General features: G+C 56.4%; 22 protein-coding genes and 1 tRNA gene. 8 read left to right on the forward strand and 15 right to left on the reverse strand.

Annotated features, from left to right (window positions below):
- Positions 1-206: 206 nt before the first annotated feature.
- A complete protein-coding gene (gene metG / locus J3T93_RS05320; protein WP_267430844.1) occupies positions 207-2,078 on the reverse strand; it encodes a methionine--tRNA ligase in 1,872 nt (623 codons plus the stop codon).
- A 294-nt stretch (positions 2,079-2,372) separates the two neighbouring features.
- Between metG and J3T93_RS05325 the strand changes: the two genes are divergently transcribed.
- Together J3T93_RS05325 and J3T93_RS05330 are read left to right on the forward strand one after the other, a co-directional pair.
- On the forward strand, positions 2,373-2,984 hold the full coding sequence (locus J3T93_RS05325; protein WP_267400351.1) for a hypothetical protein: 612 nt from the start codon (positions 2,373-2,375) through the stop codon (positions 2,982-2,984).
- Complete coding sequence (locus J3T93_RS05330; protein ID WP_267400348.1) at positions 2,981-3,397, forward strand: hypothetical protein; 417 nt, start codon at positions 2,981-2,983, stop codon at positions 3,395-3,397. The genes J3T93_RS05325 and J3T93_RS05330 overlap by 4 nt, the downstream gene beginning before the upstream one ends.
- Here J3T93_RS05330 and rsmI read toward each other — a convergent pair.
- Complete coding sequence (rsmI, locus tag J3T93_RS05335) at positions 3,376-4,329, reverse strand: 16S rRNA (cytidine(1402)-2'-O)-methyltransferase (protein WP_267430970.1); 954 nt, start codon at positions 4,327-4,329, stop codon at positions 3,376-3,378. The two genes, J3T93_RS05330 and rsmI, sit on opposite strands and share 22 nt — an antisense overlap.
- Positions 4,330-4,552: 223 nt before the next feature.
- Between rsmI and J3T93_RS05340 the strand changes: the two genes are divergently transcribed.
- A complete protein-coding gene (locus J3T93_RS05340; RefSeq protein WP_267430971.1) occupies positions 4,553-6,109 on the forward strand; it encodes a dolichyl-phosphate-mannose--protein mannosyltransferase in 1,557 nt (518 codons plus the stop codon).
- Positions 6,110-6,174: 65 nt separating this feature from the next.
- On the opposite strand, the gene J3T93_RS05345 is transcribed toward J3T93_RS05340, so the two are convergent.
- Positions 6,175-7,569 (reverse strand): GH1 family beta-glucosidase, encoded by a 1,395-nt coding sequence (locus J3T93_RS05345; protein ID WP_267430846.1) that lies wholly within the window; start codon positions 7,567-7,569, stop codon positions 6,175-6,177.
- A 212-nt stretch (positions 7,570-7,781) separates the two neighbouring features.
- On the opposite strand from J3T93_RS05345, the gene J3T93_RS05350 reads away from it, so the two are divergent.
- Positions 7,782-8,465, forward strand: coding sequence for a VTT domain-containing protein (locus J3T93_RS05350; RefSeq protein WP_267430847.1), 684 nt, complete (start codon positions 7,782-7,784; stop codon positions 8,463-8,465).
- A gap of 83 nt (positions 8,466-8,548) precedes the next feature.
- Positions 8,549-8,621: transfer RNA gene (locus tag J3T93_RS05355), tRNA-Ala, on the forward strand.
- A gap of 212 nt (positions 8,622-8,833) precedes the next feature.
- On the opposite strand, the gene J3T93_RS05360 is transcribed toward J3T93_RS05355, so the two are convergent.
- The 11 genes from J3T93_RS05360 to J3T93_RS05410 all read right to left on the reverse strand — a co-directional run bounded on the left by J3T93_RS05360 (position 8,834) and on the right by J3T93_RS05410 (position 22,535).
- Positions 8,834-10,483, reverse strand: coding sequence for a DEAD/DEAH box helicase (locus J3T93_RS05360; protein WP_267430972.1), 1,650 nt, complete (start codon positions 10,481-10,483; stop codon positions 8,834-8,836).
- Between the two features lie 192 nt (positions 10,484-10,675).
- Positions 10,676-11,215 (reverse strand): heat shock protein transcriptional repressor HspR, encoded by a 540-nt coding sequence (locus J3T93_RS05365; RefSeq protein WP_267400335.1) that lies wholly within the window; start codon positions 11,213-11,215, stop codon positions 10,676-10,678.
- 52 nt (positions 11,216-11,267) lie between these two features.
- The gene (locus tag J3T93_RS05370) at positions 11,268-12,272 is read right to left on the reverse strand and encodes a J domain-containing protein (protein ID WP_267400333.1); all 1,005 of its coding nucleotides are present in this window, start codon (positions 12,270-12,272) and stop codon (positions 11,268-11,270) included.
- Positions 12,273-12,419: 147 nt separating this feature from the next.
- Positions 12,420-13,145 (reverse strand): nucleotide exchange factor GrpE, encoded by a 726-nt coding sequence (gene grpE, locus J3T93_RS05375; RefSeq protein WP_267441427.1) that lies wholly within the window; start codon positions 13,143-13,145, stop codon positions 12,420-12,422.
- Between the two features lies 1 nt (position 13,146).
- Positions 13,147-15,045, reverse strand: coding sequence for a molecular chaperone DnaK (gene dnaK / locus J3T93_RS05380; protein WP_121913956.1), 1,899 nt, complete (start codon positions 15,043-15,045; stop codon positions 13,147-13,149).
- Positions 15,046-15,274: 229 nt separating this feature from the next.
- Positions 15,275-15,844 carry a YesL family protein gene (locus J3T93_RS05385; RefSeq protein ID WP_267430849.1) on the reverse strand — a complete coding sequence of 190 codons (570 nt, stop codon included), beginning with the start codon at positions 15,842-15,844 and terminating at the stop codon, positions 15,275-15,277.
- A gap of 46 nt (positions 15,845-15,890) precedes the next feature.
- Positions 15,891-17,012: a glycoside hydrolase family 172 protein gene (locus tag J3T93_RS05390; RefSeq protein ID WP_267430850.1), complete on the reverse strand. Its 1,122-nt coding sequence runs from the start codon at positions 17,010-17,012 to the stop codon at positions 15,891-15,893.
- 56 nt (positions 17,013-17,068) lie between these two features.
- A complete protein-coding gene (locus tag J3T93_RS05395; protein ID WP_267430851.1) occupies positions 17,069-19,309 on the reverse strand; it encodes a hypothetical protein in 2,241 nt (746 codons plus the stop codon).
- A 3-nt stretch (positions 19,310-19,312) separates the two neighbouring features.
- Entirely contained in the window at positions 19,313-20,152 is an 840-nt protein-coding gene (locus tag J3T93_RS05400; RefSeq protein ID WP_267430852.1) for a carbohydrate ABC transporter permease, read from the reverse strand.
- Positions 20,149-21,003 carry a carbohydrate ABC transporter permease gene (locus J3T93_RS05405; protein ID WP_267430853.1) on the reverse strand — a complete coding sequence of 285 codons (855 nt, stop codon included), beginning with the start codon at positions 21,001-21,003 and terminating at the stop codon, positions 20,149-20,151. The genes J3T93_RS05400 and J3T93_RS05405 overlap by 4 nt, the downstream gene beginning before the upstream one ends.
- Positions 21,004-21,170: 167 nt before the next feature.
- Positions 21,171-22,535: an ABC transporter substrate-binding protein gene (locus J3T93_RS05410; RefSeq protein ID WP_267430854.1), complete on the reverse strand. Its 1,365-nt coding sequence runs from the start codon at positions 22,533-22,535 to the stop codon at positions 21,171-21,173.
- A 42-nt stretch (positions 22,536-22,577) separates the two neighbouring features.
- Here J3T93_RS05410 and J3T93_RS05415 point away from each other — a divergent pair, with 42 nt between their 5' ends.
- The 3 genes from J3T93_RS05415 to J3T93_RS05425 all read left to right on the forward strand — a co-directional run bounded on the left by J3T93_RS05415 (position 22,578) and on the right by J3T93_RS05425 (position 25,962).
- The gene (locus J3T93_RS05415) at positions 22,578-22,811 is read left to right on the forward strand and encodes a hypothetical protein (RefSeq protein WP_267430855.1); all 234 of its coding nucleotides are present in this window, start codon (positions 22,578-22,580) and stop codon (positions 22,809-22,811) included.
- Positions 22,812-23,095: 284 nt separating this feature from the next.
- Entirely contained in the window at positions 23,096-24,844 is a 1,749-nt protein-coding gene (locus J3T93_RS05420) for a glycoside hydrolase family 13 protein (protein WP_267430856.1), read from the forward strand.
- A gap of 77 nt (positions 24,845-24,921) precedes the next feature.
- Positions 24,922-25,962 carry a LacI family DNA-binding transcriptional regulator gene (locus tag J3T93_RS05425; protein WP_267430857.1) on the forward strand — a complete coding sequence of 347 codons (1,041 nt, stop codon included), beginning with the start codon at positions 24,922-24,924 and terminating at the stop codon, positions 25,960-25,962.
- 96 nt (positions 25,963-26,058) lie between these two features.
- On the opposite strand, the gene J3T93_RS05430 is transcribed toward J3T93_RS05425, so the two are convergent.
- Positions 26,059-26,769 carry a histidine phosphatase family protein gene (locus J3T93_RS05430; RefSeq protein WP_267430858.1) on the reverse strand — a complete coding sequence of 237 codons (711 nt, stop codon included), beginning with the start codon at positions 26,767-26,769 and terminating at the stop codon, positions 26,059-26,061.
- Between the last annotated feature and the right edge of the window lie 24 nt (positions 26,770-26,793).

Here is a 26,793-nt window from a genome sequence, read left to right on the forward strand (position 1 = left end):
CTTCCATGACGAAAGAACCCGGCGGTTCGAAGAACCGCCGGGCGAGAAGAGAGAGAAGAAGGGGTTCAGTTATCGGGGCCGCATGACCCCCATCGGCCAGTACTTCAACCGACAGAACAAATATAACCAGCACTACCTTGGAGGAAGTGCCCGAAAACCTCAAAGTTCTCTGTGAATCACGAATACCGTCCCGGGCGCGTCGACCGTCACTTGCCCTGGTCACCCAGCTTGGCCTGTTCCGCCTCGAATCTGGCGCGCTCTTTGGCCTTGCGGCGATCCAGTTGCTCCTGGAAACGATCCAGCTCCTCCTGCACGGCTTCCTTGGGAATACGCGGGAATATAGGTGTGGGCCGATCGATTGGGGTGCCGTCCCTGAGAGGCTCGCGCGCCCAAGGATGGACCGTCTCCCCCAGCCGGTAGTCGCCGGTGATGATGGGATAGTGGAAGTCGGACCGATCCAGGTCGTCAACCTCCTCGATACGAGGCAGGGGTGAGAAGGTGCCCTTGCCGCCCATGGTCTCCCAAACCCGCTGAGAAGCATGGGGCAGGAAGGGGGCCAGCATGGTGTTGGCATCCAGCACTGCCTGGGCGGCAGTATGCAGAACGGCAGCCAGACGATTTCGGTCGTCCTTAATTTTCCAAGGCTCCTGGGCGGAGATGTACTTGTTGATATCGCCCACAAAGGCCATGGCCTCGACCAGGGCGGCCTTCTGACGGTGATTCTCAATCAAGGATCCCACAGTATCGAAGGCCTGAAGGCTGCGATCCAGCAGGGCAGTATCCTCCTCGGTCAGCCAGGATTGCTCGACGGCGGGGATGCTGCCAAAGTCCTTGTTGAGCAGGTTGGCCACGCGGTTGACCAGGTTGCCCCAGGAGGCGGCCAGCTCCTCGTTGTTGTGCCGGACGAACTCCGCCCAGGTGAAGTCAGAGTCCGAAGTTTCCGGTCCGGCGATGGAGATGTAGTAGCGGACTGCATCGACTGGGTAGCGTGCCAGGATGTCCTTGACGTAGATGACGATGCCCCTGGAGGAGCTGAACTTCTTGCCCTCCATAGTCATGAACTCGCTGGCCACCACCTGCTCAGGCAGGTTGAGCTCGCCGTAAGGTCCCGGCTGTCCGCCCTTGGACCCCTTGCCGTTGTATGCCAGAATCTCCGAGGGCCAGATCTGCGAGTGGAAGGTGATGTTGTCCTTGCCCATGAAGTAGTAGCCCAGGGCCTTGGGGTCATTCCACCATTTGCGCCAGGCCTCAGGGTCGCCCTGACGGCGGGCCCATTCGATGGATGCCGACAGGTAGCCGATGACGGCGTCGAACCAAACATAGAGCTTCTTGTTGGGGTCATCCACCCAGCCGTCCACAGGCACGGGAATGCCCCAGTCAATGTCACGGGTGATGGCCCGCGGCTTGACCTCCTTGAAGAGTCCCAGGGAGAAGTTGAGCACGTTGCTGCGCCAGCCCTTGCGGGTCTTCAGCCAGGCCAGGTTGGCCTCGGCCAGGGCGGGCAGATCCAGGAAGAAGTGCTTGGACTCCTCAAACCGGGGCGTCTCCCCGTTGATCTTGGATACGGGGTTGATCAGCTCGTCCGGATCCAGCTCGTTGCCGCAGTTGTCGCATTGGTCGCCGCGAGCGCCATCGGCGCCACAGATGGGGCAGGTCCCCTCGATGTAGCGATCGGGCAGAGTCCGTCCGGTGGAGGGTGATATGGCCACCTTTTGCTGGCCCTCATAGATGTAGCCGTTGGCCCGGCACTGGCGGAAGAGTTCCTGTACCACCTTCTCGTGATTGCCGGTCGTGGTCCTGGTAAAGAGGTCATAGCTGAGCCCCAGATCGCACAGATCCTTGACGATGACCCGGTTGTAGCGGTCGGCGATCTCCTGGGGGCCCACACCCTCGGCGTCAGCCTCCACCAGGATGGGGGTGCCGTGCTCATCAGTCCCCGAAACCATGAGGACATCATTGCCCTTCATGCGTTCGTAGCGTGCATAGACGTCCGAGGGAACGCCGAACCCAGCGACGTGGCCGATGTGACGGGGCCCATTCGCGTAGGGCCAGGCGACGGAAACAAGGATATGACTCATACCAGCAAGATTATCGGCTCAGGCCTACAATCCCCCCGCCCGTCCACAGGACTGCCATCCAGCAAGCAGATTATCCACAAGTGCACAAATTTGGCCTTCCCCCAGATAAACCCGGAACCAGCCATTTACAGTCGAACCATGAATCGAGAACACGTCCTCGGGGGAGTGACGTGGACGCCTACTACTATCCATGGCGCCAGCCGCACCCTCAGAGCTACAACAAAGCCGCCAGGCCGAACACCGCACGCCGACGCCGCTCAACAGTGGCCCGGACCACCAGCCGGAGCAGCGCCGATGCGCACCCGCGGCCGTCCTCCTACGACCGAACTTGGGGCCCTGACCCCCGAACCCAAACCGCTGCCCAGTCTGATCCAAACCGGCGATCTGCCCGGCCCGCTCAGCCTCAGTCTGTTGGTGAATGAGGGGATCGTAACCTGTCTGGACCGATCCTGCTGCTACCTGAACGAACAGGCGGATGGCCTCTACGGCCGCGCCTCCATCGTCATGCCCATGGTGCCTTACGGCGCAGCAGCATGCGGCGGACTGGCGCTCTGGATATGGATCAACGGCCGTTTCCCCGATACTCTGGACATCATCTCCAACTCCCACTTCCGCACGCCGGTTCACGGCAGACCTCTGCATCCCCACCAGCGACAGCTGGATGCCCGCTATCTGATGAAGCTGGGGAAACTTTGGGTGACTTCACCGCTCTGGACGGCCTGCGATCTGGCCTGCGATCCCTCGGGCCGGTGCAACGGAGAAGAGACCGTGGCGGTCCTGCATGAGCTCATGGAGCGATACCAGGTCAGCTGCGGATCCTGCGAGGCGCTTCTGTCCTCCAACCCCCGCTGGCCTGGCCACGCTCAAGGGCTGGAGACCATAAGAAGACTCAAGGCGATCCTATGAGTCTGCCAATGATGGGTGGCCGAGGTGCGCATGGCCATCGTGGATCCTCCGCCACTGAACGCATGTCCCGGCTCATGACTGCCATCAGCAGCCGGTCGCGATCCTTGGCAGAAGATGGTTGGGGCCAAGACGATCCCCATGGCATCCAACCGACGGCCGAGATGCGCGCCCCGCCACCAGAGCCTCCCCTGGTACCCACCGCACTGATGGCCGCAGACCCCGCGACCGACCCGAGCATCCTCTGGGCCATCGCCCGAGAAGAGCCTCAGCTGCGCCGATGGCTTGTGGCCAATCCCGCCGCCTCACCAGCACTGCTGGAGACCATCTCCCAGTTGGGCGGGCCCGGTGTGCGCAGGGCACTGGAGGTACTGCTGGATGAGGGCAATGGACATCAGTCCCCCTTATCCTCTTGAACAGCCAAGGCATAGATCCGCTTGCGATTGGGCAGGCTGCCATCAGCCAGGGGGTGTTCGGCAGTTACCCTGGCGATGGCCTCCTTGAGCCGCAAGCCCTCGGTGCGAGCCAGATCACGTGCCAGAACCGCCAGCCTCCGATCATCCATGGCTTCAGGATCGTTGCGCCTGGCCTCCAAGGCGGATGCACCAGCCACGACCAGGACCATCTCTCCCCGGGGAGGGTCCTCCTGGAGGGAACGCACAATTTCACCGACTGTGCCCCGCCGAATCTGTTCATGCTCCTTGGTCAGCTCCCGACAGAGGGCCATGAGCCGGTCGGGACCGAAGACCTCCTGAAGGTCCTGCATAGCCTGATCAATGCGGTGGGGCGTCTCGTAGAAGACCATGGTCCGCTCCTCGCTGCGTAGGGTGCGCAGATGCCGCAACCGCTCCTGGCGTCGACGGGGAAGAAACCCCTCATAGCAGAAGCGGTCGGTCGGCAGTCCGGAGAGGGCCAGGGCATCCAGCACGGCGCTGGGGCCAGGGGCACAGGTGAACGGTATGCCTCGCTCAATGGCCCGCCTGACAATGGCCATGCCCGGATCGTTAATGGTGGGCATGCCCGCATCTGAGACCACCAGCGCGCAGGCTCCGTCACGCACCTGATCCAGGATGGGATCGGCCATTCGCCGCTCGTTATGATCGTGATAGGCCATAACCCTGCCGCCTACGCGCACCCCCAAACGATTGGCCAGATCATAGAGCCGCCGCGTGTCCTCTGCTGCCACCAGATCCGCCGACTGCAGGAGCTCCACCAAGCGTGTCGAGGCATCGGCGACATTGCCTATAGGCGTGGCCGCCAGCACCACTGTTCCACGTGAAACACCGGGTGAAATCGACCCTGCATGGCTTTCTCCACCCTGTATATGTCCATCGCTCCGGCCATTCATGCTGCTCATGCCTTCAGTATGGCCTAATCTAGGGGTGATGACATCTTTGGCAGGGCTTTCTTCGCAGCATCGCTCCTCCAGACACGGCAGGCACGCCGCCCACCGGTCCGGTCGCCCTGTCATGCTGTCCATCTTCAGCAAGCCCAAAGGTCACCATACTAAACGAGGGATCTCGATACCTCGGTTCTCCCGACGGCAGAGCAGCTGGCTGGCCTGCATACTCATGGCGCTTCTGGGCGGGCTTCTGCGGTTTGTACGGCTGGGCAGCCCTCGGGCCATCGTCTTTGACGAGACCTATTACGTCAAAGACGCCTGGACTATGCTGATGACCGGCGAGCCGCGCAACTGGCCGAAAAAAGCCGGCCCCCTTGACCTTCCCATTGACCAGATCTTTGCCCAGGGGCATACAAGCGACTGGCTGCCCCAGGCCGAATATGTGGTTCATCCGCCGGTGGGCAAGTGGTGCATCGCCTTGGGTCTCAAACTGTTCGGTGGAGCCGGGAACCCCTTCGCCTGGCGGGTGGCCACTGCCCTGGCGGGCACCATAGCCATCCTGCTGCTCTGCCGAGTAGCCCTGCGCCTCTTCCACAACCTGCCCATCGCCCTGACAGCCGGCTTTCTCATGGCTATCGATGGTCTGGGCATCGTTATGAGCCGTACCGGCCTGCTTGACAACTTCGTCATGATCTTCGTCCTGGGAGCCTGGCTGTGTCTGATGGGCCATCGGGACTGGGCTCGAGCCAGGCTGCGACAATCCTGGGCCAAGGATCAGGCTGATTTCCGCCTGCGCTACCGGGTGAAGATCATTCAGCCACAGGGACAGCAAGGACAGAACAGCCGCGTTGAACTGCCTGTGGCCACTACCGGCCCCTTCATCGCCTGGTCCTGGTGGCGGACAGGAGCCGCCCTGCTCCTGGGCCTGGCCACCGGCACCAAGTGGTCAGGCGCCTACTTCTTCGCTGTCTTCGCCCTGATTTCGGTGCTCTGGGATGGCTGGGAGCGCCATCAGGCAGGATACGGATCCTGGTTGCAGAGCGCCGTGTTCAGGGACGGACTGCCGGCGGCCCTGCTTATGATCCCTGTCTGGGCAGGCACCTATCTGGCCTCCTGGACGGGATGGTTCCTGCACAGCGATTCCTTCATGCACAATTGGGCGGCCCAGCACCCGGGCCAGGGCCTGACCTGGCTGCCGGAGGGACTGCGGTCCCTGGCTGAATACCACCGGCAGATGTGGCACTTCCACACCACCCTGCATACCCGCCACCCATACATGGCCAACCCCCTGACCTGGCCCCTGCAGATCAGGCCCACCAGCTTCTACTGGCAGAAGATCACAGGCTTCCCCGGCCTGTGCGGACTGGCCAAGGACTCCCCTTGCGTGGCCGCCGTCACATCCTTGGGCAATCCCCTGACCTGGTGGTTGGGCAGCATCTGCATGATCCTGGCTATCTTCATCGCCGTCGTGGTCAAGCACGGAGATTGGCGAATCTGGGGAGTGCTGGCAGGCATGTTGGCCGGCTGGTTGCCCTGGATCCAATACATGAACCGGACCACCTTCACTTTCTATTCCATCGTCATCCTGCCCTGGATGATCCTGGCAATCTGCTATGTGGTCAACTGGCTACGGCAGAATTCGGACAGCATCCTCTACCGGCAGACCATGATCATGGGCCTGACCCTGCTAGGCCTGACCTCCGTCTTCTTCTACCCGCTGTGGACCGCCATGCCCATCCCCTATGACTTCTGGCGCATGCACATGTGGCTGTCCAGCTGGATCTAAGACAAAGAAGGCAGCCGGACAGGGATGCCCGACCGCCTTGCAGTAACCTTTGTATGCCGCCTTGCTCAGACTGCACGATCATGGATGATCTGTGCGTACCGCAGACCGGAATCCTTCCAGATCCTCTCCTGGGTGTCATAGTCGACCCTGATCAGCCCAAAACGCTTGGTGTAGCCCAGGGCCCACTCAAAGTTGTCCAGCAGGGACCAGGCGAAGTAATCGGTCACCCGGGCCCCTTCATGGATGGCCCGGGCCACAGCACGCAGGTGCTCCTCCAGATAGGCCACCCGCTGGGGATCGTGCACCCCTTTGTCTCCAGGGAAGGATGGATCCGAGCTAACCTGGTCCTCCCAGGCGGACCCGTTCTCGGTGATCATAAGATCCAGCTTGGGAAAACGCTCGGAGACTTCCATAAGCAGGTCGGTCAGCCCCTGAGGCTCCTGGTTCCAGCCCATGGCGGTCAACGGTCCCTGGGGAGGCAGAGTTTCGACCATATCCTGGGCGGGCATTGGGTTGCGCTCGGAACCAGCGCCGCTTCGACCCCGCACGTGGTTGGTTGAATAATAGTTGATGCCCAGCACGTCCAAGGGCTGATGGATCTGTTCCAGATCACCGTCACGGACGAAGCTCCAGTCAGTGAGACCCTCGGCGGCATCATGGATGCGTTGATCATAGGTGCCGGCAAGCATGGGGCCCAGCCAGACCTCGTTGGCGAACAGGTCAGCCCGGGTCTTGGCCGCCAGATCCGCCGGATCGTCGCTATCAGCCCGGTTGACCTGCAGGTTCAGGGTCACCGATATGTGAGCCCTGTCACCCAGTTCAGCACGGATGGCCTGGGCTCCCAGCCCATGCGCGAGATTCAGATGATGAACCGCTGCCAGGGCCTGCCCGTAGTCGCAGATACCTGGAGCATGGCCGCCATTGCCGTAGCCCAGATAGGCCGAGCACCAGGGTTCGTTCAGGGTAGTCCAGGTCTGCACCCGATCGCCCAGAGCCTTGGCCAGGACGGCTGCATAGTCGGCATATCGTTGGGCGGTGTCGCGGTTGGCCCAGCCTCCAGCCTCCTGCAGGTACTGGGGCAGATCCCAGTGGTAGAGGGTGACGACAGGCTTGATGTCATTTTCCAACAGCATGTCCAGCACCCGCCGGTAGTGGTCCAGGCCAGCCTGGTTGATGGCGCCACCTGCCTGGGGCACAATACGAGGCCAGGCCACAGACAACCGGTAGGCTCCCACCCCCATCCGCTTCATCAGAGCAATGTCCTCTGGGTAGCGGTGATACTGGTCACAGGCGACATCGCCATTGGATCCATCCGCTATTTTTCCTGGCTGCCTGCAGTAAACGTCCCAGATGGAGTCTTCCCTGCCATCCTCGTGCGCCGCACCCTCCACCTGGAAGGATGCCGTTGCCGTGCCCCAGATAAAGTCCTCAGGGAAGGCAAGTCGTTCGTCATTGACCATATGTCCACTCCTCAATTGTGTGACCCTTCCCGCCTATCTTCGCACAGGTGGGCCGACGACAGGACCGTGGCCGACTGCCGATAAGTCCGGCAACAATGGGTTGTGTTGTCCTCGCAAGGAATCAGACCGGGGAGTGCCGGGTGCCAAGGCCAGCTTGTTAAAGTATGTCTCGGTTTCGGAAAAGCACACATCGACGGAATGGAACACGATTCATGGGGTTCGTCAACTGGTTGATACACCTGCTCAAGGATCCGCGCAGCGCCATCGCAAGCTGGATCGCCATGGGGCTGGTGCCGACCTACGGGTTCATCTTCCTGATCATCTTCATCGAAACAGGCGTGGTTTTCATGCCCTTTCTGCCGGGCGACTCCCTGCTCTTCGCCGCCGGCGTCTTCGCCCATGACCCATCCAGCGGTATGGCCCTGGACGTGCTCCTGCCCGTCGTCTGGCTGGCCCCCATCCTGGGCGATCAAAGCAACTACTTCATCGGGCACTTCTTCGGCCGGGCCATCGTCCGTTCAGGGCGCGTGAAGTCACTGACCCCCGAACGAATCGCCAAGACCGAGGGCCTGATCGACAAGTGGGGCCCTCTGGCCGTGGTCCTGGGACGCTTCCTCCCCTTCATCAGGACCTTCATGCCTTTCATTTCGGGAATCTCCGGAATGCGGTGGCGGCGCTTCACCCCCTTCAGTGTGCTAGGCGGCTTGGTATGGTCAAGTCTCTTCACCCTCCTGGGCTACTTCTTCGGCGGCATCCCCGCAGTCCAGCAGCATTTCGAGCTGGTCATCATCCTGATCCTGGTCATCTCGGTCCTGCCCACGGTCATTGGCCTGTTCAAGGCAAAGTTCGGCCGCAAGAAGGCTTCCGCCGAAGAAACCAGCGCCAAGGCAGACTGATACTTGGCCTGAGATATTTTGCGTTTGGCCAGGGCACGCGCTAAAGTAAGCTTCTGTTGTTCGGCTACGGTCGGGCAACGAATGGGGCTGTAGCTCAGTTGGTAGAGCGCTTCGTTCGCATCGAAGAGGTCGGGGTTTCGACTACCCTCAGCTCCACAGTGTCGAGATACTTTTTTCTTCTTTTCTATGCTGTTTCGCTACATCGCAATCGCTCTTCTGCAAGGATCAATCAGGCAGTTTTAAAAACAAGAACCCTGGCGCACGGCCAGGGTCAGATTGAACTGCAATTCCTCGTCAAACCTCAGAGAGGCTTCATCGAAGCCGACAACCACGATGGACGTATTACTAAAAACACGCCCATCAGTGGATCAACGCTTGGAGGCAGAGCGGAAGGGGTTGTCATCGCGACGATGATGACGATGACCGCGGCGGAACCCGCGACGGTCTGCGTCAAAACGAGATCCAGCACGGCCGTTGCCACGGCCATGGTCGTGACCATGGGTCCGCTCGCTGCTGCCGGAATGACGATGGCCTCTGGTCCGGCCGTCCAAGGGACCATCCTCACGATCGAATACCGGTCGGTCACCTGACCGCCGGGAACGGTAAGGCCGACGGTCCCGATCCCGGCCCGCAGCCCTAGCCTGGCCGTCGCGGTCGAAATGCCTGTCTGACCGGGAACGATTCCGATGTCCGCTTCGGCCGCCACGGCCTCCACGGGCAGAACGGCCCCCCGAGGCCTGCGGCTGCTCGGCTTGCAAGGACCAGCCGTGCACCGGCTTGGCCACGGGCCCTACGAGTTCGGTAACCTCGGGCGAATCGGCGGTCACCTGAACCGGTTTGGCATCGATATGGGCCATGCGTAGCATCCGCCTGGTGTCGCGCCACTGGTCAGGCAGGACCAGGGTGACCACGTCGCCGGAACGGCCGGCCCGGGCCGTACGCCCTGACCGATGCAGGAAGGACTTGGGATCGGCTGGTGGATCCACCTGAACCACAAGGTCCACATCGCTGATGTCCACACCGCGGGCAGCCACATCGGTAGCCACTAGGACTTTCACCTCGCCCCGGGAGAAAGCCACCAGGTTGCGATCGCGCTGGTTTTGAGAAAGGTTGCCGTGCAGCTGCGCAGCCGGGATGCCATTGTCGATCAGGTTCTTGGCGAGCTTCTTGGCCTGGAATTTGGTCCGGGTGAAGAGGATGCGCCGTCCGGTTCCCGAGGCCAGCTTGCGTACCAAATCGTGCTTGGCCGCCTGGGTGGTGCGGAAGATGTGGTGGGTCATCAGATCCACATGCTGGGTGGCGGAATCCACCTCGTGAATCTTGGGATCCTTGAGGAACCGCTTGACCACGGCATCCACACCGTGATCCAAGGTGGCCGAGAAGAGCATGCGTTGACCGCCCGGACGAACCTGGGCCAGAATCCGCTCCACAGCGGGCAAGAAGCCCATGTCGGCCATCTCGTCGGCCTCGTCCAGCACGGCGATCTCCACATCCTCCAGGCTGAGCTTGTGCTGGCGAAGCAAGTCCTCCAAGCGACCCGGGCAGGCCACCACAATCTTGGCCCCGCGCCGAAGGGCATCGACCTGACGGCCCTGACCTACACCGCCGTAAACGGTGCAGGTCCGCATGCCGTAGGCCTGAGTCAGCGGATTGAGAACCTCATCGATCTGATTGGCCAGCTCGCGGGTAGGAGCCAAGACAAGACCGCGCGGGTGGGGCAGACTGCCTGGACTAGCGCCACCTCCGCGGCCATGACGGGCACGTCCTCCCTCGCCGGCAGCCAGTCGACCCACCAGAGGGATGCTGAAGGCCAGGGTCTTGCCGGAACCGGTCCGACCCCGTCCCAGAATGTCGCGGCCAGCCAGAGCATCAGGCAGGGTGTCCCGTTGAATGGGGAAGGCACTGGTCTTGCCGTCCTTGCGCAGGATGCGAACCAAGGGCTCAGGCACCCCCAGCTGGTCGAAAGTCATAAGGTCTACGGCAGAATGATCGGAATTGGACGAATCGGAATCGGACATGGATGAATCAGTCACAATGACCTTTCACAACAGGGAAGAAACGGTACTGTCGGTCGACAGTTCGCAGGCCGCGTGCAAAGCAGAGAATGACGAATTTCGCGCAAGCGGTTTCCCCGTACTCAAAGCATTCAGGCGACGATCGGCCACAACGCTTGGGCGAGCGGCCAACCTGTACAACATAGCACAGGCCCCTCACCTACCTGAGGAGCGTACGCTCCAGACGATCAGCGATTTGGAATCAGTCGGATCAGCCTCGTCATGCGTCGTGTCCTGCCGCCAGAGCCGAGCTCTGCTGGACCGCCTGACCTCGACAACCCGGCCGTCGGCAGCGGCGGCGAACATGCTGGACCCCTGTGACTGGTGGGAGCGGCGCAGCTGGCGCCTCAGTTGACGATTCTCCTCGGCCAGGGCCAGAATCCTGGTCACCCCGGCCAGGTTGATGGACTCGTCCTGGCTCAGATGCTGGGCCTGACCCAACCGGTCCAGATCCCGCAGGGAGTATCGCCGCGCACCCCCCTCGGTCCGTTCCGGCACGATCAGACCCAGCCGGTCATATTGGCGCAGGGTCTGCGGATGGATGTTGGCCAACTGCCCGACCTGGCCGACGCTGAAGACCGGCAACTCAATGTCCAAGCCGGCATCGTCGGCATCATCCAGGCTGATGCGCCCGGCCACCAGACCGCGAGCGCAGGCCAGATAGATCCGCCTGGTCTCGGGATCCACCCTGACCATGATCATCACTCCTCTCCGCTGTTCGTTCCGACTTGGTCCGGCATCCGGATCGTCATATCTTCATGCGTTCTCCGGCGATCTGCTCGTCGAAGTCGCCACTGGACTTGGCAAAGTCACGCATGGCCTTCTTCTGGGCCATACCTAACCGACTGGGCATACGGATCTCAAGCCGCCCCACCAGGTCGCCCTTGCCGCGCCGGTCCTGAACCCCCTTGCCGGCGATGCGAATCTCGTCGCCGCTGGAGGAGCCAGCCGGAATCTTGAAAGTGACGACCTGATCGTCGATGTCCCGTGCCTGAACCTTGGCTCCCAGGGCTGCCTCGGATACCGTCACCGGCAGGGTCATGACCAGGTCCCTGTCCTCCATGGTGAACCGCTGGCTGGGTTGAACGCTGATCTGCAGGTAGAGGTCGCCATTGGCGCCCCCGTCCCTGCCAGGCCGACCCTTGCCGGCCAGCCTGATCCTCTGGCCGTTGTGAACTCCAGCGGGGATATGCGTCTTGAAGCGCTTGCCACCCACGCTCAGGGAGACCGTGGCCCCCTTGACCGCCTGACGGAAGGACAGGCCAATTTTCGAGTTGCGATCCTCGCCCTTGACGGGCCTGGGCCTGGTCTCCTGGTAGGTGGTTCGGCCGCCACCACCGGCCCCTCCGCCGAAGGAGGAGAAGATATCAGCGAAATCGGGCTGTCCTGAACCGTTGCCGAACCGGATGCGGGTGCCTCCCGGCGCCCCGGCCCCGCCGAACATGGAGCCGAAGATGTCCGAGAATGCATCGGTGTTGAAGCCACCCTGGCCGGAGCCGCCGGCGAACCGGGCTCCCCCCATGCCGAATTGGCGGATGGCATCGTACTTCTGACGCTGCTCCTTGTTGCTGAGCACGTCGTAGGCCTCGGAGATATCCTTGAACTTCTCCTCGGCCTCCTTGGTCTTATTGAGATCGGGATGGTATTTGCGGGCAAGCTTGCGGTAGGCCTTGGTGATCTCCGCTTCGCTGGCGTCCTTGGAGACACCAAGGACCTTGTAATAGTCCTTGCTCAGCCATTCATTCTCAGCCATCCATGTCTCCTTTCCTCATAAGCTACGAATATATGGAATTGGAATCCGCCCTTTCGCGTGCGGCGGCAGGCGGGACCATAACCCACCCAGCCGCCGCATGCGAAGGCGTCGATTCAGCCTGCGGAAGGTCCGCAATCACCGTCCCTGCTACTGCCCTGGCGAAGTCACCACTACCCTGGCAGCCCGAATCACCCGGTCGCCGATCCGATAGCCCGCCTCGACCACCGTGTCAACGGTCTCTTTCTTGGCCTCGGGGTCCGGCTTGTGCAGGATGGCCTCATGCTTGGTGGGGTCGAAGTCCTCGCCTTTTTCACCGAACTTCTCAACGCCGAACTTCTCGAAGGTCTTGTCGATCTTCTTAGCCACAGCCTGGAAGGAGTCGTCCATCTGCCCGTGCTCCTTGATCCGGTCAATGTCATCAAGGGCCGGAAGAAGGGCGGTCAGTACATCCACGATGCCGTGCTGGCGGAAGATGTCCTGCTCCTTCTTGGCACGGTTGCGGAAGTTGACGAACTCGGCCCGCTCGCGCTGGAGAGCCTCCAGATAATCGGCGGCCTCCTTCTTGGCCTGGCCCAGAGGGGTCAGACCCTCTGATTCCTTGTCGGTGCCGTCTTCCTTGGCCGAATCAGAATCAGTCTTGTCGTCAGCCTGAGCATCGGCGGACGAAGCGTCCTTGGCGGAGGAATCCGACGAGGTCTGGCCAGCCGCCTGGCTCTCGTCTGCTGCGCTCTTGCCGGCGTGACATCCGCGAGCCGCTTCCTGGTCAGGCGTCGAGGCGGTGTCAGAGGCCTTGGCCTCGTTCCCGTCCGGTTCGCCGGCAGCGGCCAGGTCGCCCTTCAGCGGCCCGGCATCATCCTTGTCGAAGGCCGACATGTCACTCGCCGTCCTTCTTCTTGTCGTCGTCATCCACAACCTCGGCATCCACCACGTCGTCATCGGCGGACGAAGAGGAGCCTGCACTCGAGGCAGCACCGGCGGCACCTGCAGCGCCCTGAGCGCCTGCACCGTCAGCGGAGCCCTGCTGGGCGTAGAGGGCCTGGCCGATCTTCTGGGCAGAGGTCATCAGCTCGCTCTGAGCGTTCTTGATCTTGTCCATATCTTCGCCCTTCAGAGCCTCTTTCAGAGCGTTGACCTTGTCGGTGACCTCCTTGGCCACCTCGTCGGAGATCTTGTCCTTGTTGTCGTTGACCAGCTTCTCGGTCTGGTAGGCGGCGGACTCGGCGGCGTTGCGGGTGTCGGCGTCCTCACGGCGCTGCTTGTCCTCGGCCTCGTGAGCCTCGGCCTCCTTGACCATGCGGTCGATCTCGTCCTTGGGCAGGGCGGAACCGCCGGTGATGGTCATGGACTGCTCCTTGCCGGTGCCCTTGTCCTTGGCGGAGACGTGCACGATGCCGTTGGCGTCGATGTCGAAGGTGACCTCGATCTGAGGGACGCCGCGCGGAGCCGGAGCGATGCCCGTCAGCTCGAAGGTCCCCAGAGGCTTGTTGTCGCGGGCGAACTCACGCTCGCCCTGGTAGACCTGGATCAGCACGGAGGGTTGGTTGTCCTCGGCGGTCGAGAAGACCTCGGACCGCTTGGTGGGGATAGCGGTGTTGCGGTCGATCAGCTTGGTCATGATGCCGCCCTTGGTCTCGATGCCCAGGGAAAGCGGGGTCACGTCGATGAGCAGCACGTCCTTGCGGTCGCCCTTGATGACGCCGGACTGCACGGCAGCGCCGACGGCCACGACCTCATCGGGGTTGACGGTCTGGTTGGCTTCCTTGCCGCCGGTCAGTTCCTTGACCAGGTCCTTGACAGCAGGCATACGGGTGGAGCCGCCGACCAGCACCACGTGGTCGATGTCCTGAACCGAAATGCCGGCATCGTGCAGCACGTTGTTGAAAGGCGTGCGGCAGCGGCCCAGCAGGTCGGAGGTCATCTCTTCGAAGTGCGCCCGGGTCAGGGTCTCGTCCAGGTGGACTGGGGTTCCGTCGGGGGTCATGGCCAGGTACTGCATGGAAATGCTGGTGGACGAGGAGGAGCTCAGCTCCTTCTTGGCCTGCTCAGCAGCCTCCTTGAGCCGCTGCAGAGCGATCTTGTCCTTGGACAGATCCACGTTGTACTTGTTCTTGACCTCGCTGACCAGCCAGTCGATGATCTTCTGATCCCAGTCATCGCCGCCCAGCTTGTTGTCGCCGTTGGTGGCCTGAACCTGAATGGTGGAGAAGCCGTCGTCGTCCTTGCCGATCTCCAGCAAGGAGACATCGAAGGTGCCGCCGCCCAGATCGAAGACCAAGATGCGCTCATCCTCCTTGCCCTTCTCCAGACCGTAGGCCAGAGCCGCAGCAGTGGGCTCGTTGATGATGCGCAGGACGTTCAGACCGGCGATCTTACCGGCATCCTTGGTGGCCTGGCGCTGGGCGTCGTTGAAGTATGCAGGGCAGGTGATGACCGCGTCGGTGACGGGTTCGCCCAGGTAGGACTCGGCATCCCTCTTGAGCTTCATGAGGATCTGGGCCGAAATCTCCTGAGGGGTCCACTTCTTGCCGTCGATCTCGACGGACCAGTCGGTGCCCATGTGGCGCTTGACCGAGCTGATGGTCCGGTCAACGTTGGTGACTGCCTGACGCTTGGCCACCTCGCCGACCAGAATCTCGCCGGACTTGCTGAACGCCACCACCGACGGCGTGGTCCGCGCGCCCTCAGCGTTGACGATTACGGTGGGCTCGCCGCCCTCCAGGGTTGCAATGCAGGAATTGGTGGTTCCCAGATCAATGCCAACTGCACGTGCCATACTCATTACCTCCTGATGAAATCGGGGCGTAGGGCCTGACCCTGCACCTCATCGTTCACGTTCTCCGCTCGCGCTTCGTTCGTGGTCCCGATGGCCGGCTCCCGTCGGCCCGGGCAAGCAGCCATCATGACCACTCCGAAACTTGAGCCTACATCACTCAACTTCTTCTGGCAAATATTATTCCCACCTAAGTAAACGATTCCTGCATCAGTTTCAGATGGTCACTTTCTTATGCGACGTAGGAACGCATTGCATAATTTAAAATTGCGCTCTTAACCATGACCAAGCCTCCAGGCGCCACCAGAGCAAGCAAAAAAAGACCGCGTAGCATAACAGCCATCGAGGCGAATAGAAGTACGAAAATGAAGCAGTCAAGCATTACGATCACTACGGTATATGGCCATTTAGTCAGCCCGAAAATCAATGAATTCTTCAATGTTCCCACAAGAGAGTTGGCAAATCGCGCCTGTAACCACCAAACCCACTCAAAACTGATTATCCAAAAACAGGTAGCAATAAGCTGTGGAGCCAGTAACGCCCATGAACGCACAACAATCCAGAGGACTACCAAAGCAGCACCAGGAATACCAAGAATCAGCCACAGGATGGTCGCTTGCATAAAATTGCTTTTAAAGGCAGCAAAAAAATCTCGTGTCACATGTCCGATGCCCGCCAAAGATCTCCTGGCCGCATAATTCGCAGCGACTAGAGCAGAGCCTGCAGTAATTGCGGGCAACGATGCCACAATCATCAAGATGGTTATCCATACTGCATCAATAACCGTAGATAGTCCACGCATGAAGGCAGACTCTGGCGACAGAAAATGCATGATGTTCTTTTCGACGTCACCTAGGCATCAGCAGATTCGGATCAGGCTTTTCGACAACAGTAGGGAAAGGCAGATGCGGTTCTGTTTGATACCAATAAGCCACAGTGGCCACATCATCCTCCCGCTCGAACATTCCGCTCTCGCGGCCTCCTATCTGCTGCCATGTGACCCGCAAATCCTGATGGAAGATAATTGGGTCCATTAGGTGCCATCGATACATTCCCCGAACTACAGGACCTGAGTCATCCCAATAATCACTGGCTTCACCCCCAGATGTCCGCGAATAGAATGGGTAGCCCATGAAGGCCCTGTTATAGGTCTGTTCATGCATGGTATCTTTATTCGTTTCCGATCGAAAACTCCAAGCACCACCGAAATAATCCTCAGCACCGGTACTGCACCAGGTAGGAAATTGGTTATCTCCATCGATGAAGAATTTAAACTCACCTTCGCCCCACCATCGTGATTGCAAAGCAGTAAGGGCCAAATAGGTACCCACATATATTCCGTCACCCGCTACACCGTCAAGCAGGGTGTAATCCTGTTGTCTAGTAGTGACAGGTTCCCGCCGCCACTGAGCGTGGAACCTCATCAGCTCGTCAGGCAGTGCATCATTAAGTTCATAATCGATTTGATAAAAGACTGATTGCACATCCTCGTCGTGGTTATTAATTAGTACGATTCTAGCCGAGCTGAACGGCATGGGGAAGTAGCAATTAAATCCTCTCGTTGGGTTAACGCAGATAGGTAAGGAGTCCACCAGAGCACCCCGTCCATGTCCGCAGCAGAAGAAATCACCCAAAGGAGAGACGACCGACGGTCTCTCTTCACCATCCCAATAGATTTTAATTAACAGATTCCGAAGAACATACAAACCCTGTGGCGAAGTGGCATCCGTGACAGTGAACCACATATGCTTGATGATCCCCGGCTCCTGAATATCTGCAATAGTGACTGTTTCGCCGTGGCGCAGAACTGGCAGACTGGGATGCCCTTTTCTGGTAAACCCTAAAGGACTGCTTGAATTTCCAGCTTCCCCTCTACCCCCCTGAGGATTTTCCCCATTTATGCACCTAGTCACACCATGCCTGGGCCTCAGCAGGCGATAAAGCAGGTCATTCTCGTATGCTTGCACCATCAATCGCACCATTCGCTTTCTGATTCATCCAAACTTGTATGTCGGCTATTGATCGCTTAGGAAATCGCGATAGTCATATCAATCCGCTTCTGTGGGCCCACTATCTCTTTCAAAACTACTGAAGAACTGTCGAACAGCCTGACCAGCTGAGCTTCCATCCTCCTGCTCGAACCATTGATTTTGACATCTTCAAGCATGGAATTTGCGGGCATGCAAAGTTGTAGACGAGCATGGATATCGCGGCCTGTGTTGTTCACAAGGCTAAGCTTTTTATCGTCCACCACAAAATCCACCGTGCCATCCAGGAAAGCGAAACCGGTGAGGCTAGCCTTGCGCCAAGGCAGATACGGTGCAAAGCTTACAGAGCTGGTTTTCGCATCGGTTTGTATTCCGAGAATGTCATGGAGTATGAGACTCACGAATTCACCACCGCACCAGCCGCACTTTCCCAGACCTCGTTTTACTCGATTCGCATCCGTTTCGTCATGTTTAAACGGCCACCACCAAAACGACCCATCTAAATCGGTTGTCCTACGTATTGCTGCAAAAGCCTGCCGAAGATCCTCACGATTCCTTGTCCGCTTCAATAGACACAGGTACCCAGGATATGAAACGCCATTGCTTCCGTCGAAATCCCAGAAATCAATGCCACCGGAGATCCGGGCATAATATGGATTACCTGTGCTATGAGCCCAATACATATGGTTGATGATGCGGCGATCATCACGTTTGGCAAAACCATAAACGCTTGCAAGCGCTAAATCACTTTCCTCAGCATCATGAATTGGCACTAGAGTGCCATCGGCATATGCACCTTCCACGAACTGCTCACCCTGACCGAAGGACCCCACGCACAGCGTTTCAATGGTCTCCACGAGTTGTGAACGAATCGACGACAGCGTCTCGATCGTGCTGTTATCAAACAGAGCATGGAAATCTTCAATTAAGGCATCTGCAGCTCTCCATGCAAGCATATTGGAACCAGTATGAAAGTCCCCGCGAGACAAGCCATCGGAAATGAAACGCGTGGCATACAATGATCCTCGATCAGGCCGGTCGGCGATCATGCACCTTGCAAGCTGATGAAGATAATCGACAATCACCGAATCAGGCTGATCCACCGAGTCGTAGCCATAACGTCGAAAAATCATCGAGAGGACAACTGCGCCCATGCAGGCGTTACCCAAAGAGTGCCGATACGATGATTCATCTCCTTGGCCTTCTTCAGTCGTACCCCACAGCTCGCCAGGAGCACTGGCGGCGCAAAGATATTTAGCGCACCTATATGCCAACTTTGGATTCGTATCTACTAAACCAATAGTCGTGTAGGAAAAATCCCTCATCCACACGTCAGGCTTCGGATTGACATTAGACCCCCAGAAAGAGCCTATGACCTCACCGTTAGCAAGTTGAAGGACACTCTGCCTGGCAAGTTCAGCCGCTCGTGTCAGCTCATCACCAACCCAAGGCTCTTCTGGTACTTCTAACACTCCTTGAGAGCCTACGGACTCTAAGACTTTCCCAAGTGCGCAATCCATTTCCCCAAGAGTCACCACTGGAGGTGATGGAAGCACGCCGACACCGAATCTGCAAATGCAGCCGATCTGTATTATCTGTCCGGCATCAATACTCATCTGACAGCTGCCATGGTTGTCGGTATTACCTTCAACAATCAGCGTTACGTCCGTTGCTAAATTCGGCCACTTTGATTGACCTGATTCTTCGTAATCCAACTCAATACCCAGCGCATGGGACGAATCACTCTGATTTCTCACCTCAGCCAGCAGGAAAACAGCACTCGCCTTTGTCTCATAGACAGCTGGCACGAATACCCGCAGCGTCACTTCGACGTCGCGCCGGCAGAAGCCAAAAACAGGAACCACCCCCTTCTCCAAGCTCAGGGAAGGCTGTTGCAAAGGTCTGCCGTCAATCGACATGCGCAATCCGCAATGACCATCGAAGTATGCCAATTGTTTTTTAGTGTATACGCCTGGAGCATCATAACCCCGCGCATCCTGAGACCCCACACAGACTACTGCACGACGAACGAATGCCGAACGATCTAACGAAGCCAAAAGTCGATTATTGGAAACATCTACACAAAATGGGTAATCGTTATATCGAGGTATCTCCTCCTCAGGCATATAGTCGTTCGGCCATTCCAATCCTGCTGCAGCATACAATGAAGACCGGTTACGGGCACCGCCTTTGGCATCATAGCCCATAGAGACTGACTGGCCCATTATTGACTGGGAGACTCTTATTCCACTCGATTTCCTGCTGGTTGCTTCACCCACAGTTCACCCCTTTACAGCTCCAGTAGTAATACCCTCAACGATGTATCGCTGGCAGAGCACATAAAATACGACGACCGGTATGATGGCCAAGACCAGGCAGCCCATCATGGCGCCCAGATCGACAGCGCCATAGCCGCCTTTTAAATATTGCACGGCTATCGATATTGTTTTGTATTTTCTGATATCCAAAGTCAGATATGGCAGCAAGAAGTCATTCCAGATCCACATGGTTTCAAGAATGGCCACGCTCATGACAGTTGGCTTCATCATGGGCAGGATGATTCTGAAGAAAGTCTGTGGAACCGATGCACCGTCGATCATGGCCGATTCTTCGACTTCCATTGGCAGCGATTTCACAGCTCCTGTAAAGATGAAGACTGCGAGACCGGCGCCGAAGCCCAGATAGATTACCCATAGGCCCCAGGGTGTGTTCAATCCGAGCATGTCGGTGATTTTGGACAGTGGGAACATGATCATTTGAAAAGGTACAATCATATTGAAAAGGAACAGCACATAGATGAGCTTTGCGAATTTGTTATTAACGCGGACTATCCACCAGGCGCACATAGATGTGCATAGCAGGATCAGCAAAACGCTTCCCACGGTCAAAATAATGGTCCACCCGAAGCTGACCAAAAGATTCGTACGCTCAATGCCGCGTCGATAGTTTTCCAGTCCCGCATAACTTTCTGCACTGGGCAAGCTGAAAGTTTCTGTGGAAATATATGCCTTTTTCTTAAAAGAGTTGACAATCACTAGGATCAACGGATAAATCCACAGCAATGAGACCAACGAAAAGAACACGGTCCACAAACGGCCGTGACGAAAGGTGCCTTTGTTCACAATGCCACCTCTTTCTTTGCAGAAAGGCGATTCTGAGCAATCGCCACTATCGCAACAATGACGAAGAATATGACAGCTTTGGCCTGCCCGACCCCTTCCATGCCAGCGGTTCCGTAGAAGGTTCGATAGATATTGAGCGTGATCAGCTCGGAATTATTGGATGGAGCACCATTGGTCAATGCGAGGTTCTGATCGAATGTCTTGAATCCGTTGGTTATAGTCAAAAATGTGCACACCGTAATGCTGGGCATCATCAGGGGCAGAATCACGCGTCGCAATGTCTGACCTTGGCTTGCACCATCCACCTGCGCAGCTTCGATGACATCCCCTGGCAAAGCCTGCAACCCGGCGATATAGATAATCATCATGTAGCCAATTTGTTGCCAGCAGGTAAGTATCACCAGGCCCCAGAATCCATACATCGCCGAGAAGGTGATAGACCGATTCCAGAATGACAGCACGCCATTGAGCAGCAGCTGCCAGATGTATCCCAGAATGATGCCGCCAATCAGATTAGGCATAAAGAAGATGCTGCGGAACAATGTCGATCCACTGATTTTCTTAGTTAGCATATAGGCGATCATGAACCCGACAACGTTGATGATGACCGTAGTTATCACTGTAAATAGAACTGTAAGTATCAAGGAATGTATGAATTCCGGGTCACTAAAGACACCTGAATAATTGCCAACACCGACCCATTCAGCGTCGGTAATAGTAGTGAAGTTTGTGAAGCTTAAGTAGATGCCGAGAATGAAAGGCACCACAAACCCCACCATAAAAGCTACCAAGGTCGGTAAGGAGAACAACATCCACCATTTGCGTATGGATTTGCCTATCATTGATATCATTATGTTGCTGACTTTCTGAGGTATAGCGGTCGCCCACTTTGTTCGGAGTAGCTTTGAGCCTTCGTTCAGGGCAAAGCCGGGGACAGATTCATGCGTTTTGCACGTATCAAGGGTTTGTCCCCGTCAGCGATGCTGTTATTCAGACGACCACTTTCATCTGCGATCAATTAGTGGAGTTTAGTGGCAGTCGGCAGGGCGCCAGTTGTCTGTTTGACCAGCTTCCAGTCCTTCTGCCAACCATCAATGTAGCTGTGCTCGACATTGTTCCAGTCCTTGGTGCCTTGGGTATACTCCAAGAGCGCGTTGGCCAGATTGTCGCCCCACTGAGTGCTGGGGAGATTGAAACTGCGAACCAGTGGCTTACCCTGCTTCTCATAGGCTCGCGCGGACAAAGTCAGAACATTATTGGGCTGGTATTTGTCGCTGAATGCCGAGAAAGGCACGGAGAAACTCATCTTATGCGAAAGAGTTTTCTTGCCCTCTTCGGAAGTGACCATCCACTTGATGAACTTCAGGGATGCTTCCTGATTGGTCTTGCTGGTTTTTTTGTTAATAGCCCATGAAGCATCATATACAGATGCAGGTCCCATTTTTTCTTCACCTGGAATGCCCATCCAATAAGGAAGCATGCCCATATCCTCATCCGCTACCTTGTTATTGCGAATCAATGGGTAGGCCCAGACCCCTTCAGGGAAGAAAGCAACCTGTCCTTGGGAGAATTCAGCGACGCAATCGTCATAGGTCTTATTGCTAGCTGTCTTTGGACTCGACGGACTGCTAGCAACTTCGAGATCAAAAAGATCCTTGTAATTCTTCAAATAAGTGCCCTTCAATTCAGGTTTGAAGGTCGTGTTGGAATCCCGATATTCATAGTAAAGCGGTATACGTGACATATGGGATACGAACCTGTGCTCATCGGAAGCATCTACCGACGGCGTAGTCACTGCACCTTGAAGACCCAAATCGTCTTTGTGCTCCTGAATTGAAGTAACTACTTTCTTTAATGTCGCGTAATCCTTGATTTCGTCGACACCTTTAACTACTGCGTAGGGTTTGGCCCCATATTCGTTGATGATTTTCTTGTTGTAGATGATGCCATAATATTCAGCTGCAAAGGGGAAGGTGAAGGAATCGCTGCCATCCTTCATGGAATACTCCCTGCCATTCTTATCCAGGAGCTTGTAGACATCAGTATCCTGAATAGGCAGCAGATACTTCTTGAATTTCGGGAAGTTATCCATGCCGATACTCAGAATAGTCGGCGCATCCTTCTTGGCCAACTCCGACTGTGTGGTCTGATCTAGTGTATTGGTCGCGGCCGTGACAATATCAACCTTGATGCCGGTCTTCTTTGTGAAATCCTTTGCCAGCTGATGGTACTGATCGGCAACTTCAGATTTGTGATTAAGAAAATAGACTCTTCCCTTGTCGGAACCGGAAGCGGACGAACCACCACCACAGCCCGCCAAACCAACCGCCAGCATGGCTACCGTGGTCATGACAGTCATACTTTTCACGATACCGCTGTGCATATTGCTCACGCTCCTTTGCGAATTCTCATGGACACTTGTAGTATGGCATCTATTGCAACCGTTGTCAAATATAAGCAATATAATCAGCACTTCAAAATCAAAAGGACTTCTTATTTAGCTGATATTGCAGCTATTTGCTTCTATCAAAAACAGAAACAACGTATGCATCAGTTCCATTACTTCTCTATTTTATTGCCTTCAATGGCAGTCAGTCGGGGTTATTTTTATATTCAAGCCCCCTTATTGTTCTATAGTTTCGGTAATGAGTCTTCATAGCTGATCAGATGCCTTATAATAATTGCATGGCATAATAAGTTATTGCAACTCTCAATTGCAATCGTTGTCACCTCTATAGTATAGGTTATCTGTATACCACTTGCTGAAAGAGGAGGCCATAGGCGGCAAATAAAAGCAATACGGATCGGTATGTCTTTTCGATCGATCCGATAGAGACATCCATCCAATAATCGTACAGGTTGGCAGTGCAGCCGGCATGAGACTAGGCATATCGGTGGGGCCACTTACCTGTTGCCGCAGCACAATGTCACAGGAGGAGCATTATGCAGCAGATGCAGAAACAGGACGACTGGTGGAAACAAGCGGTCGTCTATCAAATTTATCCACGTAGCTTCAAAGACTCGAACAAAGACGGAATTGGCGACATCGCTGGAATTACGAGTAAGATAAGCTATCTGGATTACCTAGGAGTCGATGCCATCTGGCTTTCACCCTTCTATCCTTCTGAACTGGTCGACGGTGGCTATGATGTCATTGACTACCGCAATGTCGACCCGCGTCTAGGAACTATGGCGGATTTCGATACCATGACAGCAACAGCTCACTCACATGGGATCAAAGTCATTGTTGACATTGTGCCCAACCATACATCGGATCATCACCCTTGGTTTCAGGAGGCTCTTGCCTCACCAAAAGGGTCTAAGGCCCGTAACCGGTATATATTCCGTGACGGCAGAGGTCCTGATGGTTCCATCCCTCCCACTGACTGGATATCAGAATTCGGTGGCTCTGCATGGAAACAAGTTGAAGACGGCCAATGGTATCTGCACATATTTGCTTCCGAACAACCCGACTTAAACTGGAAGAATGCGGATGTGCGCGAAGACTTCAAGCGCACGCTTCGCTTCTGGTCCGATCATGGAACCGATGGGTTCCGCATCGATGTCGCACATGGCCTGGCCAAAGACGTATTAAACCGGCCTTTGGAAGAGCTAAACCAATGGACCCTGCAAAACAAAGATAATCCAGATGGGAGCAATCCTCTCTGGGATCGTCCGGAGGTTCATGACATCTACCGCGAGTGGAGAAAAGTATTTGATGAATATACACCGGCTCGGTTTGCGGTTGGAGAAGCTTGGGTCGAGCCGGATCACCAATACCGTTACGCCTCCAAGAATGAATTAGGACAGGTATTCAATTTCGAATTTGCCAAGGCCAATTGGGATTCCTCAGAAATTCGGAATGCGATTGAGGATGGTCTCCAAACAGCCGAACGCTCCCGCTCAACGGCTACATGGGTAATGAGCAACCACGATCTGGTTCGACATGCCAGCCGTTATGCGTTGCCGCAGATCCACTCCCGAACACAGCATCAATTAGCTAAGGACTGGGTGCTACGAAACGGCGAGTCCTATGAAGAAAACCGCGTGCTAGGTACACAGAGGGCAAGGGCCGCTATCCTACTTGAAATGGGCTTGCCTGGGTCTATATACATTTATCAAGGGGAGGAATTAGGTCTCTTTGAGGTGGCAGACATTCCGTGGGAGCGCTTAGAGGATCCAACAGCCGTACGTTCCAAAGGACCTTTAAAAGAAAAGGGACGTGACGGCTGCCGTGTCCCCTTGCCTTGGGATGACCACGACTCCCCCGAGCCAGCATCATGGAATCAGAAATTCGGGCAGAATGGAACCTTCGGATTCTCCACATGTAAATCCGGGCAATTCGTAAAGCCTCACCTGCCCCAACCCATGTGGTTCGCAAGGTTCTGCGTTAATCGCGAAAAGTCAGATCCATCATCCATGTTGAGTCTCTACAGACAGGCCATAGCTAAACGTGCACGATTGTTGACAGAGATGCCTAATACATCTCTGACCTGGCTGACGGACTATGACGATCCGAAAGTGATTGCATACACCCGATTATGCAGCAGCGGAAATGGCAAACTAGCAGTCATCACCAATTTCGGCGAACGCCCCATTCCTTTACCTGCCGGTAGCGTAGTTCTTGCTTCAGTAGAAATCGTAGACAACCTTCTTCCTCGAGATGCCACTGCATGGATATTATTAGAGTGAACATTTACGACCGATCCCCGCATTAGAAGGAGAGCTCGGCCTGCGAGCGCTGGGAACAACTGAAAGGCGGCAACCCTGTGAATGCGACAATTCAGGATGTTGCCGCCTCGGCACATGTATCGGTTTCCACAGTCTCACGAGCTTTCAACAACCCTTCATTGGTATCCGACAAGACAAGGGCACGGGTACTTGAGGCAGCGCGCCGACTGAACTTCTCCATCATGAGATCAGCGACTGTACTGAAATCAGGACAGTCGCTACGTATCGCATTACTGATTAACAGCCCTATCCAGTCCTGGTTCAATTCTTCAATTTTGGAAGGGCTGAACACAATCTTTAACCCGGCTGGCTATGACATTGCTATACGTCGAATTCTGACCCTTCAAGAACGACAAAACTTCTTCCGTGATCTCCCTATCAGGCGCAACGCTGATGCAGTCATCGTAACCTCGTTTGACATAGACAAGGACGAAGTTGAACGACTTCATTCAGTAGATGTTCCTCTTGTCGGCATCAATTCATCATTATCGGAGCTGTTCGACGCGGCAGTCAATATTGATGACGTGCAAGGAGGCATGCTACTGGCACGTCATCTCCTGTCATTGGGGCACCGAAATATTGTCTTCATCATTACGGAGATGTATGCTTCAGTACTTCATTTCAGTGCGCAAAAGCGCGTTAATGCCTTTCTCGATACCTGCCGAGCCAATGGAGTGGAACCCACCATTATCAAGGTTGCAGACAGCCATGGCCAGATAGATGATGCCTTGACGCAAGTATTCAGCCTTCCATCCCTCCCCACCGCTATAGCCTGCCAAGAGGATGGCATAGCGGTACCTTTGATGTTCGAATTGCAGAAGAGTGGCATCGAGGTACCATCCACGGTCTCGCTGACAGGGTTTGATGACAGCCTGTATGCTCATGAAGTCGGATTGACTACAATCCATCAGAATCCCATACGACTTGGAGAGATTGCCGCCAGGAAGGCCTTGGATCTGATCGCTGGCGAGAAAATAACTAACCCTCGCGAAACAGTGCCAGCCAGGCTAATTCTACGCAGCAGTACATCCCATCCAAGGCATAAGGCCGAAAGCATCACACCTGGACGACAATCATAATGCACCATGAATTACTGCCCGATCAGGCTTATGATATCTCGTACTGACTCAATCGCAATCGTCAAACCCACTAATACATACCAATATTCAGCTCAATCACACGTTCCACTGCCTGAGCACACGCTTGCCCTGGTAGATGCCAAGAACACCGTAATGCGCCGTATTCATCCTGAACAACTGGGCCTTATGGGGATCCAAGTCAAGCCACTGCGTTGTCAGGATGCGCAGGATGTGGGCGTGCGCCACCAGGAGCACATGCCGCCCCGAACACACCAGGGGCTCAAGCCATTCGACGACCCCCCGCGCACGGGCAGCTACCTGATCCAGACTTTCGCCCTGAGTTACGTGCACAGAAACTGGGCTGCCCGAGGACAGATTGACCACCCGGTCGCCAGTCAGCTCATCGATGCCCAAAGCATGCGGACCATCGATCCACAGTTTCCAATCACGTCCAAGGCTGGACACCACATCCTGAGGACGGTGCCCTTCGGCCGGACCGTAATCCCACTCCAGGATCTCATCCATCGGCGCCGGATCAGGGAAACCGGCCAGCTCGGCTGTCTGCCTGGCTCGTTGCAGGGGGCTGGAAAAAATGCAGTCGGGGTCAAACCCATTGGGGAAGGCCTTGGCCAGCCTTTGACCTGCCTCTTTGGCCTGTTCACGCCCTTGGTCAGTCAGAGGGATATCAGTGCACCCCGTATATTGTCCGGTTTCGCTCCAAACTGTCTGACCATGCCGCAGCAGCACAGCGTAGCCTTCGCTTTTGGCCGAGGCATCATTGCCCGACGTATCATTCGCAATGTACATAGATGGCAGTTTAACCCCAGGTCC

Origin of the sequence: Bifidobacterium sp. B4111, from assembly GCF_026537235.1 — a bacterium.
GTDB lineage: Bacteria > Actinomycetota > Actinomycetes > Actinomycetales > Bifidobacteriaceae > Bombiscardovia.

What these genes read in the sequence shown, in the direction of transcription:
- grpE (WP_267441427.1), bottom strand. Translation starts at nt 13,145, where the DNA reads ATGTCGGCCTTCGACAAGGATGATGCCGGGCCGCTGAAGGGCGACCTG.
- rsmI (WP_267430970.1), bottom strand. Translation starts at nt 4,329, where the DNA reads ATGAATGGCCGGAGCGATGGACATATACAGGGTGGAGAAAGCCATGCA.
- J3T93_RS05365 (WP_267400335.1), bottom strand. Translation starts at nt 11,215, where the DNA reads ATGGTCAGGGTGGATCCCGAGACCAGGCGGATCTATCTGGCCTGCGCT.
- J3T93_RS05405 (WP_267430853.1), bottom strand. Translation starts at nt 21,003, where the DNA reads ATGATATCAATGATAGGCAAATCCATACGCAAATGGTGGATGTTGTTC.
- J3T93_RS05390 (WP_267430850.1), bottom strand. Translation starts at nt 17,012, where the DNA reads ATGGTGCAAGCATACGAGAATGACCTGCTTTATCGCCTGCTGAGGCCC.
- J3T93_RS05370 (WP_267400333.1), bottom strand. Translation starts at nt 12,272, where the DNA reads ATGGCTGAGAATGAATGGCTGAGCAAGGACTATTACAAGGTCCTTGGT.
- metG (WP_267430844.1), bottom strand. Translation starts at nt 2,078, where the DNA reads ATGAGTCATATCCTTGTTTCCGTCGCCTGGCCCTACGCGAATGGGCCC.
- J3T93_RS05325 (WP_267400351.1), top strand. Translation starts at nt 2,373, where the DNA reads ATGCGCACCCGCGGCCGTCCTCCTACGACCGAACTTGGGGCCCTGACC.
- dnaK (WP_121913956.1), bottom strand. Translation starts at nt 15,045, where the DNA reads ATGGCACGTGCAGTTGGCATTGATCTGGGAACCACCAATTCCTGCATT.
- J3T93_RS05340 (WP_267430971.1), top strand. Translation starts at nt 4,553, where the DNA reads ATGGCGCTTCTGGGCGGGCTTCTGCGGTTTGTACGGCTGGGCAGCCCT.
- J3T93_RS05430 (WP_267430858.1), bottom strand. Translation starts at nt 26,769, where the DNA reads ATGTACATTGCGAATGATACGTCGGGCAATGATGCCTCGGCCAAAAGC.
- J3T93_RS05410 (WP_267430854.1), bottom strand. Translation starts at nt 22,535, where the DNA reads ATGCACAGCGGTATCGTGAAAAGTATGACTGTCATGACCACGGTAGCC.
- J3T93_RS05420 (WP_267430856.1), top strand. Translation starts at nt 23,096, where the DNA reads ATGCAGCAGATGCAGAAACAGGACGACTGGTGGAAACAAGCGGTCGTC.
- J3T93_RS05345 (WP_267430846.1), bottom strand. Translation starts at nt 7,569, where the DNA reads ATGGTCAATGACGAACGACTTGCCTTCCCTGAGGACTTTATCTGGGGC.
- J3T93_RS05330 (WP_267400348.1), top strand. Translation starts at nt 2,981, where the DNA reads ATGAGTCTGCCAATGATGGGTGGCCGAGGTGCGCATGGCCATCGTGGA.
- J3T93_RS05350 (WP_267430847.1), top strand. Translation starts at nt 7,782, where the DNA reads ATGGGGTTCGTCAACTGGTTGATACACCTGCTCAAGGATCCGCGCAGC.
- J3T93_RS05415 (WP_267430855.1), top strand. Translation starts at nt 22,578, where the DNA reads ATGGCATCTATTGCAACCGTTGTCAAATATAAGCAATATAATCAGCAC.
- J3T93_RS05360 (WP_267430972.1), bottom strand. Translation starts at nt 10,483, where the DNA reads ATGTCCGATTCCGATTCGTCCAATTCCGATCATTCTGCCGTAGACCTT.
- J3T93_RS05385 (WP_267430849.1), bottom strand. Translation starts at nt 15,844, where the DNA reads ATGCGTGGACTATCTACGGTTATTGATGCAGTATGGATAACCATCTTG.